Origin of the sequence: Collinsella sp. SGI.241, assembly GCF_050312955.1 — a bacterium.
In the GTDB taxonomy this organism is placed as follows: Bacteria; Actinomycetota; Coriobacteriia; order Coriobacteriales; family Coriobacteriaceae; genus Collinsella.
The window spans coordinates 78,409-95,604 of record NZ_JBNPKM010000007.1 but is presented as its reverse complement, the minus strand read 5'-3'; the positions used below and the strand labels follow the sequence as shown (position 1 = coordinate 95,604).

Sequence of the window (17,196 nt, the reverse complement as noted above, 5' to 3'; positions counted from 1 at the left end):
TGCCCTTCACCAAAAAATGAGCGTGGATAATCTTCCGTTTTTGGCCTCGTACGGGTTCAAAGCGGGAGATTATCCACGCTCGTTCCCATCGGATTACATTGCCCGTGGCCGGCGGCCGTGCGGCATCGGTCCGCGTGGCGGCGTATAATCGGCGGCAGATGACTTGGACGTTAGGAAACCATGACCGATAGCATGCAGCAGATGGCGCTCGATACGCTCGGCGCCTATTTTGGCTACACCTCGTTTCGCCCGGGGCAGGACCGCATGGTCGATGCGATCCTTGCCGGCCGCGATGCGCTGGGCGTTATGCCCACGGGGGCCGGCAAGTCCATTTGCTACCAGGTGCCCGCGCTCATGCTGCCCGGTATCACCTTTGTGGTGAGTCCGCTGCTGTCGCTTATGGAGGATCAGACCCGTGCATTGCTCGCGGCGGGTGCGCGACCCAGCTATCTCAACTCCAGTCTTACTCCGGCCCAGCAAAACACCGTGCTCAAGCGGGCGCGCGAGGGCCGCTACCAGCTTATGTACGTGGCGCCCGAGCGTCTGCTCGAGCCGCGCTTTTTAGCTTTTGCGCGGGAGGCCGCGGCCGCCGCCGGCATTGGCGTGCCGCTCGTGGCCATTGACGAGGCCCACTGCGTAAGCCAGTGGGGCCAGGATTTCCGTCCCGCCTACCTGCAGATTCGCGAGTTCATCGATTCCCTGCCGCAGCGCCCCATCGTGGCGGCCTTTACCGCTACGGCGACCGAGCGCGTGCGTGCGGACATTCAGCAGATGCTCGGCCTGCAAAACCCCGCGACGGTGGTGACGGGCTTCGATCGCAAGAACCTCTACTTTGGCTGCGAGGAGATGGGCGACAAGGCCAAGGCCGCGTGGGTGCGCGACTATGTGATCGCACATTCGAGCGAAAGCGGCATCGTGTATTGCTCGACTCGCAAGACCGTCGATGCGCTGGCAAGCGAGCTTGCCGAGGCGCTGGGCTCCAGCGGCATTCGCGTTGGCCGCTACCATGCCGGCATGGGCAACGACGCCCGCCGGCAAAGCCAGCGCGCCTTTATCGACGACGATATCCAGGTAATGGTTGCCACCAACGCCTTTGGCATGGGTATCGACAAGCCCAACGTGCGTTACGTGATTCACAACAACGTGCCCGAGAGCATCGAGGCGTACTACCAGGAGGCGGGCCGCGCCGGCCGCGATGGCGACCCAGCCAGCTGCCATTTGCTGTGGAACGGCAATGATTTTCGTATGCGTCGCTTTTTGATCGATCGCGGCGATGTTGCCGACGAGGCGCTCGATGACGAGCAACGCGCGTGGGCGCTCCAGAATCGATACCGTCTGCTCAGCCAGATGGAGGGCTACTGCAATACCACCGGCTGCCTGCGCGAATACATACTGCGCTACTTTGGCGACGAGGCTGCGGCCGAGCATACCGCCGCAGCCGGTGCTAGCGGTGCCGCCACGGACGACGCCGAGGGCTGCGGCAACTGCAGCAACTGCCTCACGCAGTTCGAGGTCGAGGACGTCACCGATATGGCCCGTGCCGCCGTGCGCTATGTGGCTACGCGTCCCATGCGTTTTGGCAAGTCGCTGATCGCCGACGTGCTCCACGGCGGTAACACCGAGCGCATTCGCCAGATGCATCTGGACGAGGACCGCGGCTACGGTGAGCTGTCGAGCGAATCGGTCGGGCGCATCAAGGACATTATCGGGCAGCTGTGCGGCCGCGGTTATTTGGCAACCTCACAGGGACAGTACCCGGTCGTGGGGCTGGGCCCGCGTGCCGGCGAGGTCGAGGACGAGGCGTTTGCCTTTACCGTTAAGCGTCGTGCATCCAAGCGCAAGGCCTCGGCCCGCGCCCGCCGTGCGGTGGATCTGCTGCGCGAGGAGGCCGAGCTGGATCAGCGCCCGCGCGTGGGCGACGATGCCGAGCTGTTCGAGCGCTTGCGGGCACTCCGCAAGGAGATTTCGATCGAGCTGGAGATGGCGCCGTACATGGTCTTCTCCGATAAGGCCCTGCGCGGTCTGTGCCGCCTGCGCCCTCAGACGCGCGACGAGCTTATCCGGGTCAACGGCATTGGCGAGAAAAAAGCCGACGCCTTTGGCGAGCAGTTTATGGCGGCGATTGAAGAGTTTGAATCCGAGCATGCACGGGATGGAGCGTAACGATGGCAGCCGATAGCAAGACCGACCGTACTGACGTGTCCGCCGTGCCGCTGTACCAGCAGGTTATGGACGACCTAAAGGGCGAGATCGCGCGCGGCGTGTACGCTGCCGGCTCGCGCATTCCTTCCGAGATGGAGCTCGCGAAGTCCTACGGCGTGGGGCGCATTACCGTGCGTCGCGCCATTGAGGAGTTGTCGCGCGCGGGATATCTCAACCGTCAGCAGGGGAGGGGCACGTTTGTGTGTGCGCCCAAGCTCAAGCGCAAGATTGTCCAGAAAGGCGACGTCCAGAGTTTTACCGAGGCCTGCGCTGCCAACGACATGGCGGCCGGAGCGCGCCTGGTATCGCGCACGGTGGTTGCGGCGACGCGAGAGGACGCGGCGTTTTTTGGCGTGGAACCCGGCTGCGAGCTCATCGTGGTCGAGCGCGTGCGCACGGCCGATGGCGTGCCCGTCATGCTCGAGAACAACGCCTTTGTGCTGGCCGACCATCCCTATCTGCAGCAGCTTGCCGACGAGGACCTCGCCGACAATTCGATTTTTGCGATCGTTGCCGTGCATTCGGGCCGCGCACCGCTCAAGTCCGATCCCTGTACCGTGGAGATCGCGCTCGCTGATGCCCAGACGGCCCCGCTGTTGGAGGTGCCGGTCGGCGAGCCGCTCTTTTATATGGAGGCGTACTTTACCGATGCGGACGAGCGGCCCTTGCTGCTCGGGCGCCAAAAGATCGTGGGCTCGCGCTACGTGTTCGACATCTAACGTCCATAGATAGAACAATACAGAACAAGTTTGGTGAAATGAATTCACCTGCGACAGCTTGCGTGTTATAAATAGGACAACATAGAACGACCGCAGGTACGAGCTTTCGTCGCTCAAAGCCGCCACACAGGGAGGAACGTCACCGTGAACGCACACGATCTGGTTCAGGAAATTATCGAGCGCAAGGGTAAGATCGAGAATGTCTTTTGGATCGCCTGCGGCGGTTCGATGATTGACCTTATGCCGGCTAATGAGCTGCTCAAGCGCGAGGCAACCACGTTTACCTCGACGGTCTACACGGCGCGCGAGTTTTGCCTTATGGCCCCCAAGAGCCTAGGGCCGAAGTCACTCGTCATCGCCTGTAGCCACAGCGGTAACACGCAAGAGGTCGTCGACGGCTGCGAGATGGCGCTGGCCGCCGGTGCCGAGGTCGTGACTATGACTGACTACGCGGGCTCCAAGATCGATAACGGCAAGTGGACCACCTGGGTTTACCCGTGGGGCAAGGGCGAGTCGCAGGCCGAAGTTCCGCAGGGCATCGGCGCTCTGATCGCCGCCGAGCTGCTCGACCAGCAGGAGGGCTACGAGGCGCTCGCCGACATGTACGCCGGCCTTAAGCAGATGGACGCACTGCTGCCCGCTGCCCGCGAGAAGGTCAACGCCGAGCTGGGCGATCGCTTTGCCGAGCTCTGCCAGCAGCACAAGTTCTTCTATATCCTGGGCTCCGGCCCCAACTTTAGCCAGACCTACGCCATGGCCATCTGCTCGCTCATGGAGATGCAGTGGCAGCACTGCTGCTACATCCACTCCGGCGAGTATTTCCACGGTCCCTTCGAGGCTACCGAGCCCGGCGTGTTCTACTTTGTGCAGCTTGGCGCTGGCGAGTGTCGCCCCATGGAGGAGCGCGCACTGGCATTTCTCAACACGCACACCGATACAGTCATGGTGCTCGATGCGCTTGAGTACGGCGTGGGCGAGGTGCCCGCCAGCGTGCGTTCGTACCTGGAGCCGATCTTCTTCTATGCGATGAGCTGTGAGCTGCGCGCCGCCCGCGGCAAGGTATTTGACCACAGTCCCGAGGTTCGCCGCTACATGGGCGTCGAGCGGTACTAGGTAACGGGGAACGCGATTTTTCATGACGGGTCCTTCGCCAAGCGCGGGCTCCGTTTGCGTTACGGCGCCCCTTTCTGTTTGTCGAAAAACGAAGTCAAATACTTTTTCCGAGAAGTGAACGACCTATTTTGAACCCCCGAAGCATCGACATTTTTTGACGCCAAAACAGCAGGAAAATCTTAATGGAACTGCAGGAAATGGTCTCCACAAAGTGCCGATGCTTCGGGGGCTCGTTTTTGCTCGTTCACTTTTCGGGAAAAGTATTAGACCTAAATCTGCAAGCGTGTCGCGTGAGTCAAAAAACGGGCTGCGCCGGTGGGTTTCCGGCGCGGCCCGCTTTACATTGTGTCCGTATGAGTGAGTTGTCGCATCAACCGGCGGACTACCTGGCGTCGTAGGCCTCGGCGTCCCACCAGTCGAGCTGGGCGATGTTGTCGCGGATATGCTGACAGCTCTTGTGGAAGCCCTCGAGCTCGTGCTCGGAAAGGTCGAGCATGTAGACCTCCTCGACGCCCTCGGCGCCGATCACGCACGGCAGGGAGGTAAAGATGCCCTCCTCGCCATACTGGCCGGTCATAAGCGTAGAGGCCGAAAGCACGGCGTGCTCGTTGTGCAGCACGGCGGCGCAGACGCGCGCGGCGGAGTTGGCAACGGCGTACTCGGTGCACTGCTTGCCGGCGTAGGTCACATAGCCGCCCTTGCGTGCGAGCTCCTCGACCTCCATGTGGTCGAAGGCGTACTTGTCGGGGTTCTCGGCCTGAAGCTCGTTGAGGCTCTTGCCGGCGATGGTTGCGGCCTTAAAGGCGGCCAGCTGGCTAAAGCCATGCTCGCCGATCATGTAGGCGTCGATGGACTTGGGGCTCACCCCGACCTTCTTGGAGATCTCGGTGCGCAGGCGGGCAGAGTCCAGGCCACAGCCCGAGCCGATGATCTTCTTGGGATCGTAGCCGGTCAGATGCCACAGCTCAGTGCACACGACGTCGCAGGGGTTGGAGATGCTCACGAAGATGCCGTCGAAGCCGGCATCGACGATGCGCTTGGCAAAGGTGCGGGCGGCGTCGGTGGTAAAGAACAGCTCGCCGTCGCGGTTGCCGGCGGCCAGTGCGACCTTGCCGGCGGCGTTGACGATGACGTCGCAGCAGGCCAGCTCCTCGTAGTGGTCGTAGCAGTTGACGATCTTGGTGTTGTACGGAACAAACGAAAGGGAGTCGCGCAGGTCCTGGACCTCGGACGTCACCTTTGCTTCGTTGATATCGCAGAGGTACAGCTCATCGGCAATGCCCTGCATGAGCAGGCTGTTGGCGACATGTGCTCCTACGTGGCCCTGGCCGACCACACCGATCTTACGCGTCTGGTACATATACGTATCCTTTCGGCCGAGTTTTTCGCATCGAACCATTGTAGCGTCCTGCTGCCACTTTGCTAGGCTAAAGCGCCGTAGATTTTTGGGACATGCCTTAATCTCTACTTTTGGAGTGATTTGGGCCGCTGACGGTGTCTCGGGGCGATGCACTCGCGCGGATGGGGCCGCTCGTTGTACCATAGCTGCAACTGACTCGTAAGGAGCATCCATGCCCATTCGCATCCCCGACGCCCTCCCTGCCGCCGCGCAGCTCGAGAGCGAGAACATCTTTGTCATGACCGAGTACCGCGCGCTGCACCAGGACATCCGTCCGCTGCGCGTGCTCATCCTCAACCTCATGCCAACCAAGATCGCCACCGAGACGCAGATCATGCGCAAGCTCTCCAACACGCCGCTGCAGGTAGAGGTGGACCTGCTACGCACCAAGACGCACGAGGCCACGCACGTGTGTGCCGGCCACCTGGAGACGTTCTACCGTACGTTCGACGACATCCGCGATATCCACTACGACGGCCTGATCATCACGGGCGCGCCGGTGGAGCAGATGCCGTTCGAGGAGGTCGACTACTGGCCCGAGCTCTGCCAGATCATGGATTGGTCCACCACGCACGTGCACTCTACGCTGCATATTTGCTGGGGTGCACAGGCAGGGCTCTACCATCATTACGGTATCCAGAAGTGCGACCTGCCGGCCAAGGCGAGCGGCGTGTTTGAGCATTATCTGGTGAAGCCGCAAAGCCCGCTGGTCCGCGGCTTTGACGACCGCTTCTATGCCGTGCACTCACGCAATACCGATGTGCGCCGCGAGGACGTGGAGGCCGAGCCGCAGCTTGAGGTCGTGGCCGTATCAGACGAGGTGGGCCTGTACATCGTCAAGTCGACCGACAGCCGCCGCTTCTTTGTCTTTGGCCATCCCGAGTACGATACCGACACGCTACGCCTGGAGTACGAGCGCGACGTGAAGCGCGGGCTCAACCCCCAGGTGCCGGCGCATTACTTCCCAGGTGACGACCCCACCGCCGAGCCGCGCAACGTCTGGCGCAGCCAGGCCCAGCTGCTCTACACCAACTGGCTCAACTACTACGTCTACCAGACCACGCCCTACGACCTGGCCCGCGCCGGCGAGGAGCACTAGGCTACGGCCGCGGTTGCGGTTGTGGCTGCGGCGTGACGAGCGTGGATTTTCGGATGCCCATCTTGCGGGTGCGATACAACGGCGGTTAGGCGCTGATGATGTGGGGTAGCGGCAGGTCGTGGGTGTCGGTGGGAACGTGGTCGACACGCTGCTCGTCAAAGGCGATGCCGATGATTTGGCATGCGGGCGAGATCGTGGGCAGGTAGCGGTCGTAGCAGCCGCCGCCGTAGCCCAGGCGCGCGCCGGTGTGGTCGAAGGCTACGAGCGGCACGACGATCATATCGAGCGCCTCGGCAGGCACGATAGGAAAACGGCTGCTGTCGACGTCCGTGGCTGCGAAGGCCCGCGTAGGGTGGGCGATAAACGGGGCCTCGGACGCATCGCCGGCAGCAACTGCCCGCATGTACATGCGCTGGCCACAAGCCACGGTGTCAGCTGCCGAGAACATGCACGGATAGGCCACGCGCCAGCCGTGTTTTGCGGCCGCTGCGGCAAACGCGGCAGGATCTGCCTCGGAGCCCATGGCGGCATAGACGGCAACGGTGCGCGGGGCCACGGGACCCGAGCCGCCCAGCAACTCAACGAGCCGCGCGCATACAGCAGCAGACTTTGCCGCCCGCATATCCAAATCTAGAGCATCGCGCCGGGCAATTACCGCCCGCCGCAACTCGGCCTTATCCATCCCGGCCCCTCTCTCAAACCTACCAAAAAGGGACAGGTTTATTTTGGTAGGTTTTATCTGGTCAAATGACGAAACCACCACGCAAACCATCGCAAGGGGAGCAGTTCATGGACACCTTCGTGGGTTTTGACGAAGAGTGGGTGTTCGCGGCGGTGTGTCTCGATCTGTAACAGTAACTCGGCAAAATCGGGCCTAGATGTTACAGATTTAGACAAAGGGCCGGCGTCATCCGAAAACGTCTCGATTTGTAACATCTGGAGCCAATATTCCCGCCTGGATGTTACAGATTTAGACAAACTGGTGTGACGGGCTGAGCTGCCCCGCCCAAGCATCGGCAAAAGAAAAGGTAGATTTTCAGGCATGTCCCAAAAATCTACCTTTGCTGTGCGTTAGCCCAGCAGGTCGATGACGTTGAAGCCGGCGTTGCTCTTGGCGATGACGTCTCGGCCGCCAAAGACGCAGGTGGGCGAGACGGCTGCGATGCGCGTCACGTCGGCGCCGAGCGAGCGCAGCTCACCGGGCGTGGCGGCGAGCATCTGGGCGCGGCGCTCCTCGCGTGCATGTGGATCGAGTCCGGCCAGGTAGGTCGTGTTGCGGCGTTTGGTGAGCGCGTACGGCTTCACCGGCGCATCCATGCCGCTCACGCAGCTCACGATAAAGCCCTCAAAGGCTGCCTCGTCGGGCTCAAAACCGCCGAGCCATTCGCCTGCGCGCGCCACGCGCTCAATCGAGGGGTCGATTGCCGGGTCGCGGTAGGTGTAGAACGCCGCCTGACGCTCACCTGCCGCGCGGAATCCGCAGCCGTACGCCCCGCCCTTCACGCGGATCTCGTTCCACAGGTAGTCGTAGGAGAGCGCGTTGGCGGCAACCGCCCAGGCGCCCGTCACGTCAATGCCCAGGCGACGCGGGTCGCACGCGCTTGCCGCAAAGCAGATGTCGCTGGGGATGACGAAAGCCTCGTGGCGGTCGCACGGCGTCGGCACCACGAGCGCGTCGCGGCCGGCAACAGCACCGTCGCCCGCGCCCAACCCCAGGTCGCCCGCGGCGGCCCAGTACGCGTCAAAGTCCTCATCGCTGCCGGTAAAGCTCGCCAGACAGCCATCGGACACAAAGATGCGGCCTGCCAGCTCGGCAAGCTTGGCGCGCAGGTCGTCCAGGCGCTCATCAAAGTGGTCGAGCAGATCGCGCAGGAACAGGTAGAAGTCCACGCCCGAAAGCTGCTCGCGCACCACGGCCGAAGGCGAACTGTAGCTCATCGCGCGACCGAGCGCCGCCGAGTGACCGTTGTTAATGAAGCCCTGCTCAAGCCCAATGCGAATCTGCGTGAGCACGTCGCGCACGCGGTCGGCGTCGGCATCAAGCAACAGCGTGCTCGACCACACCTCGCGCGGCAGGCTCGCCAGCGCATCGATCTTTTCGGACAGGGCGCCGGCGCTCACCAGCAGGTAGGGGCGCACGCCGTCCACGTCGGGCTGGGTCATGACCTCGGTCGTAAAGCTCAAAAAGCCCAGCTTGCCGGCGATAAGGTTGTCGAGCTCCTCGGCCGAGTGCTCGCTCGTGGGCAACTGCTTGAGCAGGCGGCAGAGCAGGGTCACATAGGGCAGGTCCTCAAACGCGACGCAGCTCAGGTCGAAATACTGCATGGCGTAGGCCAAGCGGTTGGTGGGGATGCCGTGGCGCAGGCAGGGGATGGGCGCGGTCGTGTCCACGACCAGCGGCGGCTCGGGGCGCGCCTCGCCAATGTCGGACACGCGCAGGCGTGGCAGCGTGGCCTTGGCCTCGGGCGCGTCATCCGCCTCCTGCGCGGCGCGCAGCGCAGCCGTGCGCTCGACCACATCGGCCAGCTCGGCATCGGTCATGGTATCGCGCTTGGCTGCCAGCTCGGCAGCCTCGGCACTCTCCGCACCCTCGGCGGCATCCACCGGCACCAGCTCGACCAGCGCCATGTGGTCATTCTCCAGCACCAGCTCGCGCAGCAGGTCCTCAAAGTAGCTGCCGTCCAGCTCGCCGCGCAGCTCCTCGTACACCGGGCCGTACTTGAGCGCCAGCGTCGCGGCGTCGTCATCGTAGAGCCAGGTGCTCAGCGCGTCGCACGCAATGGCCACGCCGTCGGCGATACCGTAGTCGCGCTGGCGCAGGTCGTATTCGTTGCTGCTGATGATGGCCTCCAGGCGCTCGCGCGGAACGCCGTGCTCGCACAGGTCGCGGCAGGCGTCCTGGAACACGCGGCGCAGCTCACGCGCCACGCCGGGCTGCGCGTTTTGCAGCATGATGAGCTCGTAGGGCTGCAGGCTCTCGGCCGCGGTGTAGCTCACCACGTTGCCGCCCAGGCCGGCGGCAAGAATGGCCTTCTTAACCGGCGCCTCGTTGGAACCCAGCAGTGCCTCGAACAGGATGTCCGCCGCGATCGTGCGCTTGCGGTCGAGCGCGCTGCCCAGCACAAGACCCAGGCCCACCAGGGCGTTCTCGGGTGTGGTGGCCATCTCGACGCGCTTGTACTCGCAGGTCACGGGCGCCTGCACGACCAGCGGATTGGGCGCCAGCGTGGACGGGTCCTCGCCGGCTGCAACGGCAGCGTCCATGCGGCGGCTCGCGGCACTCGGCTGCGACAGATAGCGCTCGTCCAAAAACGCCAGCGCGCGGTCCACGTCCAGGTCGCCGTAGAGCGTGATGTAGGAGTTGGAAGGATTGTAGTGGCGCGCGTGCGTGTCCAGGAACTGCTCGTAGGTGAGCGCAGGGATCGCGCGCGGGTCGCCGCCGCTCTCGTGCGCATAGGCGGTGTCGGGATAAAGCGCGGCGTTGACGGCGTCGTCCAGCACGCTCATGGGGTCGGACAACGCGCCCTTCATCTCATTGAAAACCACGCCGTTATAGTGTAGGGTTCCCTCGCGCAGGCTCGCGGAGCTGCCGTTGCCCTCGCCCTCGGCGCCCTTCGGCAGGTCCAGCTCGTAGTGCCAGCCCTCCTGCTCAAAAATGGTGGGCTTGGTATAGATGGCCGGGTTGAACACCGCGTCCAGGTACACGTCCATCAGGTTGTACAGATCCTGCTCGTTGGTGGTGGCAACGGGGTAGATGGTCTTGTCGGGGTAGGTCATGGCGTTGAGGAACGTCTGCATGGAGCTCTTGATCAGGTCGACAAACGGCTCCTTGACGGGAAACTTGGCCGATCCGCACAGCACCGAGTGCTCGAGGATATGGAACACGCCGGTGGAATCGGCCGGCGGCGTCTTAAAGCCAATGGCAAAAGCCTTGTTTTCGTCGTCGCACGCCAGGTACAGCAGGCGGGCGCCCGAGGCGGTGTGGCGCAGCACGTAGGCGTCCGAGTCGAGCTCGGGCACGGTCTCGCAGCGCTCGACGGCAAAGCCGTGACAGGTGGTGCCGGGCACCAGCAGCGCGGCGGCAGCGGCGCGCGGGTCGGTTGAGGTGGTGGGCATATGCAGTCTCCTTTGACGCCCCAGCGGGGGCGAATCGAGTCGAATCCTCGTGAGTATACCCATATGGGGCTGCGGCTCTGCGGCGAACTGGAGACGATGTCGGCGGATTGGACAAAGGCCCCGCGTGCCCGCCGCGCGAGCGTGGAAACTTGGACGCCTATCGAATGAGAGTGGATTTTCGGACGGAATCAGCCTCAAAACGTCCAAAAACCGTCCAAATATCCACCCTCATTTCCCGACCGTCCAAAATCCACGCTCATCCGCCGCCCGCGCATCTCTCATCTCTCATCTCTCATTCGTCACTAATACGAGAGATAACAGAAAGACGAGAGATGAATATGAGAGATAACTGAGCAGCAAAGAGACAAGAAATCACGGTATTGTCTCAATACTGATTGTTCTACCAGCAAAAACATGTTTAAATGAAACAGATGGTAGATATCTTATCTCTCATCTTTCACTCATCTCTAATACGAGAGATAACAGAGAGACAAGAGATAATTACGAGAGATAACTGAGAGACGAAGGAAATCTATTCGCGGCATTCTCCGCCGGACCGAGCGAAAGGACGTGCAGATGAACGAGAACGAACTGATCGGTCTGCTCGAGTCTTTAAGGCGCATGGGCTCGGACGATCTTAGCGTCGAGGTCAAAGAGAGCGCCACGACGCTTTCTCGCGACGTATGGGAAACGGTTAGCGCATTCGCGAATACCGCCGGCGGAATTATCGTGCTCGGCGTGAGCGAGCGCGCGGGCTTTGTCCCGGTTGAGGACTTTGAGACCGAGAAGGTGCTCAACCAATTTGTCGCAGGCATGGGTGATGCCGGCGGTCGCGGAAAACTGGCCAATCCGCCCAAATACACTATTGAGCGCGTGGAGCTTCGGGGCACCGTGGTTCTCGTTATCACGATTGAGGAGCTCGACCCGTCGAGCAAGCCCTGCTATGTAATAGAACGCGGCGCCCAGGGCGGCAGCTACAAGCGCATTGATGACAAAGACGTGCCACTTTCATCGACCGAGGTTTTGGCACTGTCGTCATACGAGCGGACGAGTCCTAGCGATCGCGATGCAGTGCCCGGCGCGGTTGCAGGCGATCTTGACGAGGCACTGGTCGATCGCACGATAGAGCGTGCTTTCTCGCTGACACCTCGGGCAATGCGCGGCGCGCCGGACAAGAAAACGAAGCTGGAGCGCCTGAATTTCCTCGACTCCCAGGGCAAAGTTACTAAGGCCGGGCTCCTGGCTGCGGGTGCCTATCCTCAGCAGTTCTATCCTAAGCTCTTTATCGATGTGGCGGTCTATGCCGGAACGCAGAAGGGCGCGGCGGGGTCGTTGAGGTTCATGGACCGTACGATCTGCGAGGGAACGTTGGGCGAAATGATCTCGGATGCCGTCGCGGCAGTCGCCAAGAATTTGCGGCGAACCTCGACGATCCAAGGCGTCTCGCGTGTCGACTCGCTGGAGATTCCCGAGGAGGTCCTGCGCGAGGCAATCGCCAACGCCGTAATCCACCGAGAATACGGAGATCGGTTCTGTGGGCAGTCGGTCGCTGTTGACGTCTTTGATGACCGTATCGAAGTGACGAACCCCGGCGGCCTATACGGAGGAAAGACTCGCGAGAACTTGTTTGACGGCAGCTCCCGGTGCCGCAACGCGACGCTCATGAAACTCATGTCGATTGTTCCGCTGCCGGATGGCGCAGGTTCGCCGGCTGAGGGCAATGGCTCGGGCATTCCGATGATGATCGACGCCATGTGTGCTCATGGTTTGGCCGAGCCCCTGTTCTGCCCGGGATTCGATCGGTTCAAAGTGGTTCTCTATCGCTCAAAGGTCGAGCCGGTCGACCACGGCGGTGACTTAATTGTGGCGGCACTTAAGCGTTGCGGTGAGCTGGGTACGCGCGAGTTGGCGGAGCACACAGGGCTCACAATTTCCCAGGTTAGGTCGCGCGTCAACACACTCATTGCTCAAGGCGAGCTTGAGCCTACAGCGCCGGCGACGAGTCGCAACCGCAAGTATCGACTGTCGGAGCGTGCGGAATAAATGCGCCAGCGGACGAGGTGACCCAATAATCGACTCTCGATTGGCGCCCGCTAAGGTAAGGCGGTTGTTGCCCAGTCGACGGCGAAGTTAAAAATCCGGCTTACGCTGGCATAGTCCCGAACCCATCCATCAGGAACAGCCTAAGAACCAGCTTGATGACATTTCCCGGTTTGATTTCTGCCGTGCCAAAGACGTGGCGCTCGGCGAGCTCGCTGCAGTATGCATAGATGTCGCGGATAAGGTCCGCGCCCGAAAGCGTAAACATGTAGCCCGCGTCCGAAAGTGCATTGGGCGCGGCGGGCAACTTGGCCATGTGGCAGAACGTTTGCAGGTCGGGCGCCATAACATTCTGGTAGTCGAGGTGGCCGCTGGCATCCTGTGCGGCAAGCTCCAATTGGCGCACAAAATCCAGCGCCGCCGCTAACACAAAGCTCGGCGTAGGCGCATTGACGTCCTCCGTGGTCGCCACGAGCCTGCCCGCCGCCTGCGTGACAAGCCAAGCGACCTCGCGCTGGCAGCGCACGGCCTTGCGCGTCACCGGCTTGATGGACGAAGAAGAAACGCTTCCCTTAGGCGGATTCGAAGCAGCCATAAGACCCTCCCATGAACAATCCGGCCCAATAAGCCCGGATGAAACATGTGCTACATCAGTATACAGGGGAGTGGGATAGCGGGGTATGAGCGCGCCAGCGGCAAACCGAGAGCATCAACGATGTGCCGATCGCGGAATGAGATCTCGTAATAATTGACTCTCGGCCATATTATTGAGGGGCATGACTCGCGTTCGTATGGTTGTAGGTGCTGGCGATGAACGACATTGACCTTGCTGCTCCGTTGATGGATGGACCAAGCTATGACCGTGCCTGCAGTCTCGTGCCTTCCGAATACGTTGAGGCATGGGAGTGGTTTCTGGGTGAGGAGCAGCGCGGCGGCGTTTGGACCAGCCTTCCGCACCGCACCAAGGAAGATAGCCCTCAGTATCAGTATCGTTTGAGAATTGGCGCGGACTTCTTTCCCGTAACGCGGGATTCAGGGATCTTCTGGCCGGGCCAGGATCGGGTGAAGCAAGATCCCAATAAGATCTTTGCGCTTTCGGTCCATAACTCTAAAAAGAGCTTCTACACCGATGTTCCTCCGCTCTATTTGGATGACGGTACGTGGGTCATTAAGTATTCGGTTCAAACGCCAGGTGTCGTTGGTTCTCGAGACCAGAATTACAACCGTAAAATGCTCAACTGCATGGAATATGGCGTTCCAGTTGGAGTCATATTTGCAACCGAGGTGGGCTATAAGGTGCTCGGCCTTGCGTTTGTTGAACGGTTTGAGCCCGAAAACGGCTGGTTTGTTCTGCATGGTCCCGTTCATAAAGGCGGGCCTGATCCTCGTTTTGCGTCCGACATGAGCTATCTGAAGCACATGTCAGCCGACATTGAGTTTGCCGGACAGAGTGCGACCGATGACGAAAAAGCTCGCTATGCGTTGAGACGCGAGCGATTGGGGCAGCAATGGTTCCGCAAGCAGCTCATTGCCGCCTATGATGGTCGCTGCGCGGTGTCGGGTTGTGGGGTTAACGAGGCACTGGAGGCTGCACATATCGAGAATTACTCGGGACCCAAATCGCAGGTTGCCAGCAACGGCATTCTACTTCGGCGCGACTTTCATGCTCTATTCGATGCTCATCTGATTTCGTTTGAGCCTGTTTGCGGCGAATATCGACTGTGCGGATCGTACCTGCTGGATAAGACCGACTACGCTTCCTTTGCAGGTGCGACGCTAAGGCAGCCGAATGAGCGTCAGTGGCGACCCAATGCGGTGTTTCTCGAGGCCCATCGCATTGAGTTTGATCGCTCGGAAAAGAAGCGTGAAAAGGCGGGGCTTCTGCCGTATTAGCGTATTTGGCTTCGGCGGTCTTTTACGATCGTGTTGTTTGATCGGATCGCGTGGCGATGCAATCTCGTGCACGCCCGCCGGTGCATGCTCTTCCTGATTTGGATAGCGAGAGAGGAGCGCGTGTGAGCTGGCGAGGCGATATTGCGATGGGGAAGTACGGAAAACTGCCGTGTGCCCTTATCGACAACAATATGTTTCCGGGCGTAGAGGTTGATTGCGGGTCGTTTGCCGTCGCCTGTCCTTATTGCGGCTCACAAATATCGTGTCTCGATATTCGGTTCATCGATGCGCGCGACAGACTCAGCGACGAAGTGAGAAAACGGACGGGCGTTCATATGCCGGTGTATCCGGAGAAATGCCCTGTTTGCGGCCTCGATATCGTGTATGACGTTTGCGACGAGGGATAGGCGATGCGGAGGAGCTGGCTGTGAAGGCCTCTCCGTCTCTACAAATAAATTCCCTCACCGAGCTTCTTGTGGAACTCGGCGTGATGGTCGCGTGCCCAGGTAAAGAGTGCCTGGTCAAAATTGGTACGCGTGGCCGGGACGCCAAAGACGCCGGCAACTTCGACGCGCACAAACTCCAGTGCCGGCAGCTTGTTGATGGCAGTGAGGGCAAACGGGGACGTGGGTTCTTCGAACAGATAGCGGCTGCCTTGCAGCGCGTCGCAACTGGTGCACGTGTTGCCGAGCGATGGGGCTTTGGAGGCTCGCGCGCCTACGGGCTTGTAGCCACAGCGCTTAGAAAGATAGTCGCGGATCTCGCCCGGGACGCAGCCAAGAGCGGGAACAATGGCGAGCGCGTTGGCATTGGCTGTGTCGATGGCAATATGCCCGGCCTTGTTGGGTGCGTGCGCAATGGCGATGCCCTCGCTGTCATCGGTTCGATAGGGAATGCCGAAGGCCGCGACCGAGGTCTCTTTGTGACATTTCCAGCATTCGCGCTTGCCCAGTACTAGATATATATACGGCGCAGAGGGGTCGGATCGGTCAACACCGGGCAGCCACTCGGCAAAGGGCTCGGGGTTGACGCCGCTGGGTACATACCAGATCTTCTTGGTCCGGTCCCATTTGGCGCCCAACGCTTTGGCTTCTTCTTTGTGTGAAAAGGGAACATCGAGCTCGGTGCGCATGGTGGCTCCTTGGTGCTGCAGGTGTAAGTGGCTCAAGGATACCGCAGGGTGTGGACGTTGTGGCGTTTTGCCGAGAAGCCGCGGTGCGGACTGGTTGGTTACGCCTTGGATAAACTGGCAAGTAGATGGTCGGCTTTTGGCCAGTTGGGCGGCAACCTTGCCAAAAGCTTGACGGATTGCGGTTTGGGCATCGGCGAATGAACACTTTGGCGCACCTCGGCGAAAAAACCGCCGGTCGTTTACCGGAAACTTAGCAGAACCGCCAGCCGCCGCCGGCGTGCGTGCTATCTTCGCGCCATGAGGTACTTTATCGTTTCACATAACGCCGCATTGGCGCTGTTGGCGCACATGCCGAACCCTCGCTTTGGGGATTCGGAGCCAGAGGTCGTGTCGATTGCAGGTGCCTGTGCGCTCTTGGACCAAGAAGCGCAGGAGGTTATCGATCGCTATGACCTGGGGATCGAAACGCTGGATTTGCTGGTGCCGTCGCGCGCCGGCCGTCGGCAGAGCAAGCATGTTAAGACGCATCTGTGCACCAACGAGCTCCCGGCGGGTTCGTTTATCTCGCTGGGCCACTGGATGGGCGACCTTGATGCGTATGTGTGCTCTCCCGAGCTGGCGTTTTTGCAGGCTGTGCACGATGGCGATGTGGCAGCGGCCGTCTATGCCGGCTATGCGATGACATCGGATTACCGGCTGGATAACCTTGCTCCCGGTGGGGTAACAGGCAGGGATGCGGGCATGCGCGATAGCAGGCTCACGACTAAGGAGCTCATCGCGGCGTATATCGAGAAGTCACCCAAGGTGAGGGGTATCGCGAAGGCAAAGGCGCTGCTTGCATATGTGATCGAGGGGTCGCGCTCTCCGAGGGAGTCGGGGCTCTGCATGTTTATGTCGCTGCCTGCGCGCTACGGCGGGTATGCATTGGGCAAGGCCGAACTTAACAAGAAGGTCTTCATTCGCGATGGATACAATGACGGACGTGATCACAAGCTTCGCGTGTTGGAGCGCACACCCGACATAACGCTTACGGCTAAAGTCGAGGTGGGCATGGATAAAGTAAAGGCCGGGCTGCTGCCAGAGGTGCTGACCGCGATGGTCGATTACGACAGCGATGCCATTCATGACGGACGCGAGAAGATTTACAAGGATGCCGAGCGCCGCAACGAGTTGGAGCTGTTGAGCGGCGTGGCACACTTCACCGTGACGACTGAGCAGGCAAATGACTACGACAAGCTCATTCGGCTGTGCGAACGCATCCGACGGAAGCTGCACCGGAACAAGCGACCCATTTTTAACAAGCCCATGAGCGAGGAGCAGCGATACTTTGCCCTCAAGCGCGTCGAAGCGAAGCGGTTTAAGCTTTGGCAGGCCGTAATCGAGGCGCGTCAACATTGGTAGGGGCGGTTGCTGGGCATGGGACCAAGGGCCTCATTGTCAGGTCTAATACTTTTCCCGAGAAGTGAACGAGTCAAAACGGACC

The 17,196-nt window shown here is 60.8% G+C and carries 12 protein-coding genes; 7 read left to right on the top strand and 5 right to left on the bottom strand.

What is annotated here, in order from left to right; all coding sequences use genetic code 11:
* The first annotated feature begins 180 nt into the window (after positions 1–180).
* The 3 genes from ACQQ92_RS04915 to ACQQ92_RS04905 all read left to right on the top strand — a co-directional run bounded on the left by ACQQ92_RS04915 (position 181) and on the right by ACQQ92_RS04905 (position 4,034).
* Positions 181–2,163, top strand: coding sequence for a RecQ family ATP-dependent DNA helicase (locus ACQQ92_RS04915; protein ID WP_427795935.1), 1,983 nt, complete (start codon positions 181–183; stop codon positions 2,161–2,163).
* A 2-nt stretch (positions 2,164–2,165) separates the two neighbouring features.
* Positions 2,166–2,921 carry a GntR family transcriptional regulator gene (locus ACQQ92_RS04910; protein WP_427728462.1) on the top strand — a complete coding sequence of 252 codons (756 nt, stop codon included), beginning with the start codon at positions 2,166–2,168 and terminating at the stop codon, positions 2,919–2,921.
* Between the two features lie 144 nt (positions 2,922–3,065).
* Positions 3,066–4,034, top strand: coding sequence for an SIS domain-containing protein (locus tag ACQQ92_RS04905; protein ID WP_427747838.1), 969 nt, complete (start codon positions 3,066–3,068; stop codon positions 4,032–4,034).
* A gap of 382 nt (positions 4,035–4,416) precedes the next feature.
* Here the strand turns inward: ACQQ92_RS04905 and ACQQ92_RS04900 are convergent, their stop codons facing one another.
* Positions 4,417–5,394 carry an L-lactate dehydrogenase gene (locus ACQQ92_RS04900; RefSeq protein ID WP_427795934.1) on the bottom strand — a complete coding sequence of 326 codons (978 nt, stop codon included), beginning with the start codon at positions 5,392–5,394 and terminating at the stop codon, positions 4,417–4,419.
* 211 nt (positions 5,395–5,605) lie between these two features.
* On the opposite strand from ACQQ92_RS04900, the gene metA reads away from it, so the two are divergent.
* A complete protein-coding gene (gene metA, locus ACQQ92_RS04895) occupies positions 5,606–6,532 on the top strand; it encodes a homoserine O-acetyltransferase MetA (RefSeq protein ID WP_427795933.1) in 927 nt (308 codons plus the stop codon).
* 85 nt (positions 6,533–6,617) lie between these two features.
* Here the strand turns inward: metA and ACQQ92_RS04890 are convergent, their stop codons facing one another.
* Together ACQQ92_RS04890 and ACQQ92_RS04885 are read right to left on the bottom strand one after the other, a co-directional pair.
* The gene (locus ACQQ92_RS04890) at positions 6,618–7,214 is read right to left on the bottom strand and encodes a 5-formyltetrahydrofolate cyclo-ligase (RefSeq protein WP_427795932.1); all 597 of its coding nucleotides are present in this window, start codon (positions 7,212–7,214) and stop codon (positions 6,618–6,620) included.
* Between the two features lie 389 nt (positions 7,215–7,603).
* On the bottom strand, positions 7,604–10,648 hold the full coding sequence (locus tag ACQQ92_RS04885; protein ID WP_427795931.1) for an insulinase family protein: 3,045 nt from the start codon (positions 10,646–10,648) through the stop codon (positions 7,604–7,606).
* 576 nt (positions 10,649–11,224) lie between these two features.
* Here ACQQ92_RS04885 and ACQQ92_RS04880 point away from each other — a divergent pair.
* A complete protein-coding gene (locus ACQQ92_RS04880; protein WP_152067326.1) occupies positions 11,225–12,691 on the top strand; it encodes an ATP-binding protein in 1,467 nt (488 codons plus the stop codon).
* A gap of 100 nt (positions 12,692–12,791) precedes the next feature.
* Here the strand turns inward: ACQQ92_RS04880 and ACQQ92_RS04875 are convergent, their stop codons facing one another.
* Positions 12,792–13,283, bottom strand: a complete 492-nt coding sequence (locus ACQQ92_RS04875; protein ID WP_427728452.1) for a hypothetical protein — start codon at positions 13,281–13,283, stop codon at positions 12,792–12,794.
* A gap of 215 nt (positions 13,284–13,498) precedes the next feature.
* Here ACQQ92_RS04875 and ACQQ92_RS04870 point away from each other — a divergent pair, with 215 nt between their 5' ends.
* Positions 13,499–14,581, top strand: a complete 1,083-nt coding sequence (locus tag ACQQ92_RS04870; RefSeq protein ID WP_427728450.1) for an HNH endonuclease — start codon at positions 13,499–13,501, stop codon at positions 14,579–14,581.
* 445 nt (positions 14,582–15,026) lie between these two features.
* On the opposite strand, the gene ACQQ92_RS04865 is transcribed toward ACQQ92_RS04870, so the two are convergent.
* Positions 15,027–15,713, bottom strand: coding sequence for a DUF5710 domain-containing protein (locus ACQQ92_RS04865; protein WP_427728448.1), 687 nt, complete (start codon positions 15,711–15,713; stop codon positions 15,027–15,029).
* Between the two features lie 297 nt (positions 15,714–16,010).
* Here ACQQ92_RS04865 and ACQQ92_RS04860 point away from each other — a divergent pair, with 297 nt between their 5' ends.
* Positions 16,011–17,114, top strand: coding sequence for a hypothetical protein (locus ACQQ92_RS04860; protein WP_195838592.1), 1,104 nt, complete (start codon positions 16,011–16,013; stop codon positions 17,112–17,114).
* Positions 17,115–17,196 lie beyond the last annotated feature (82 nt).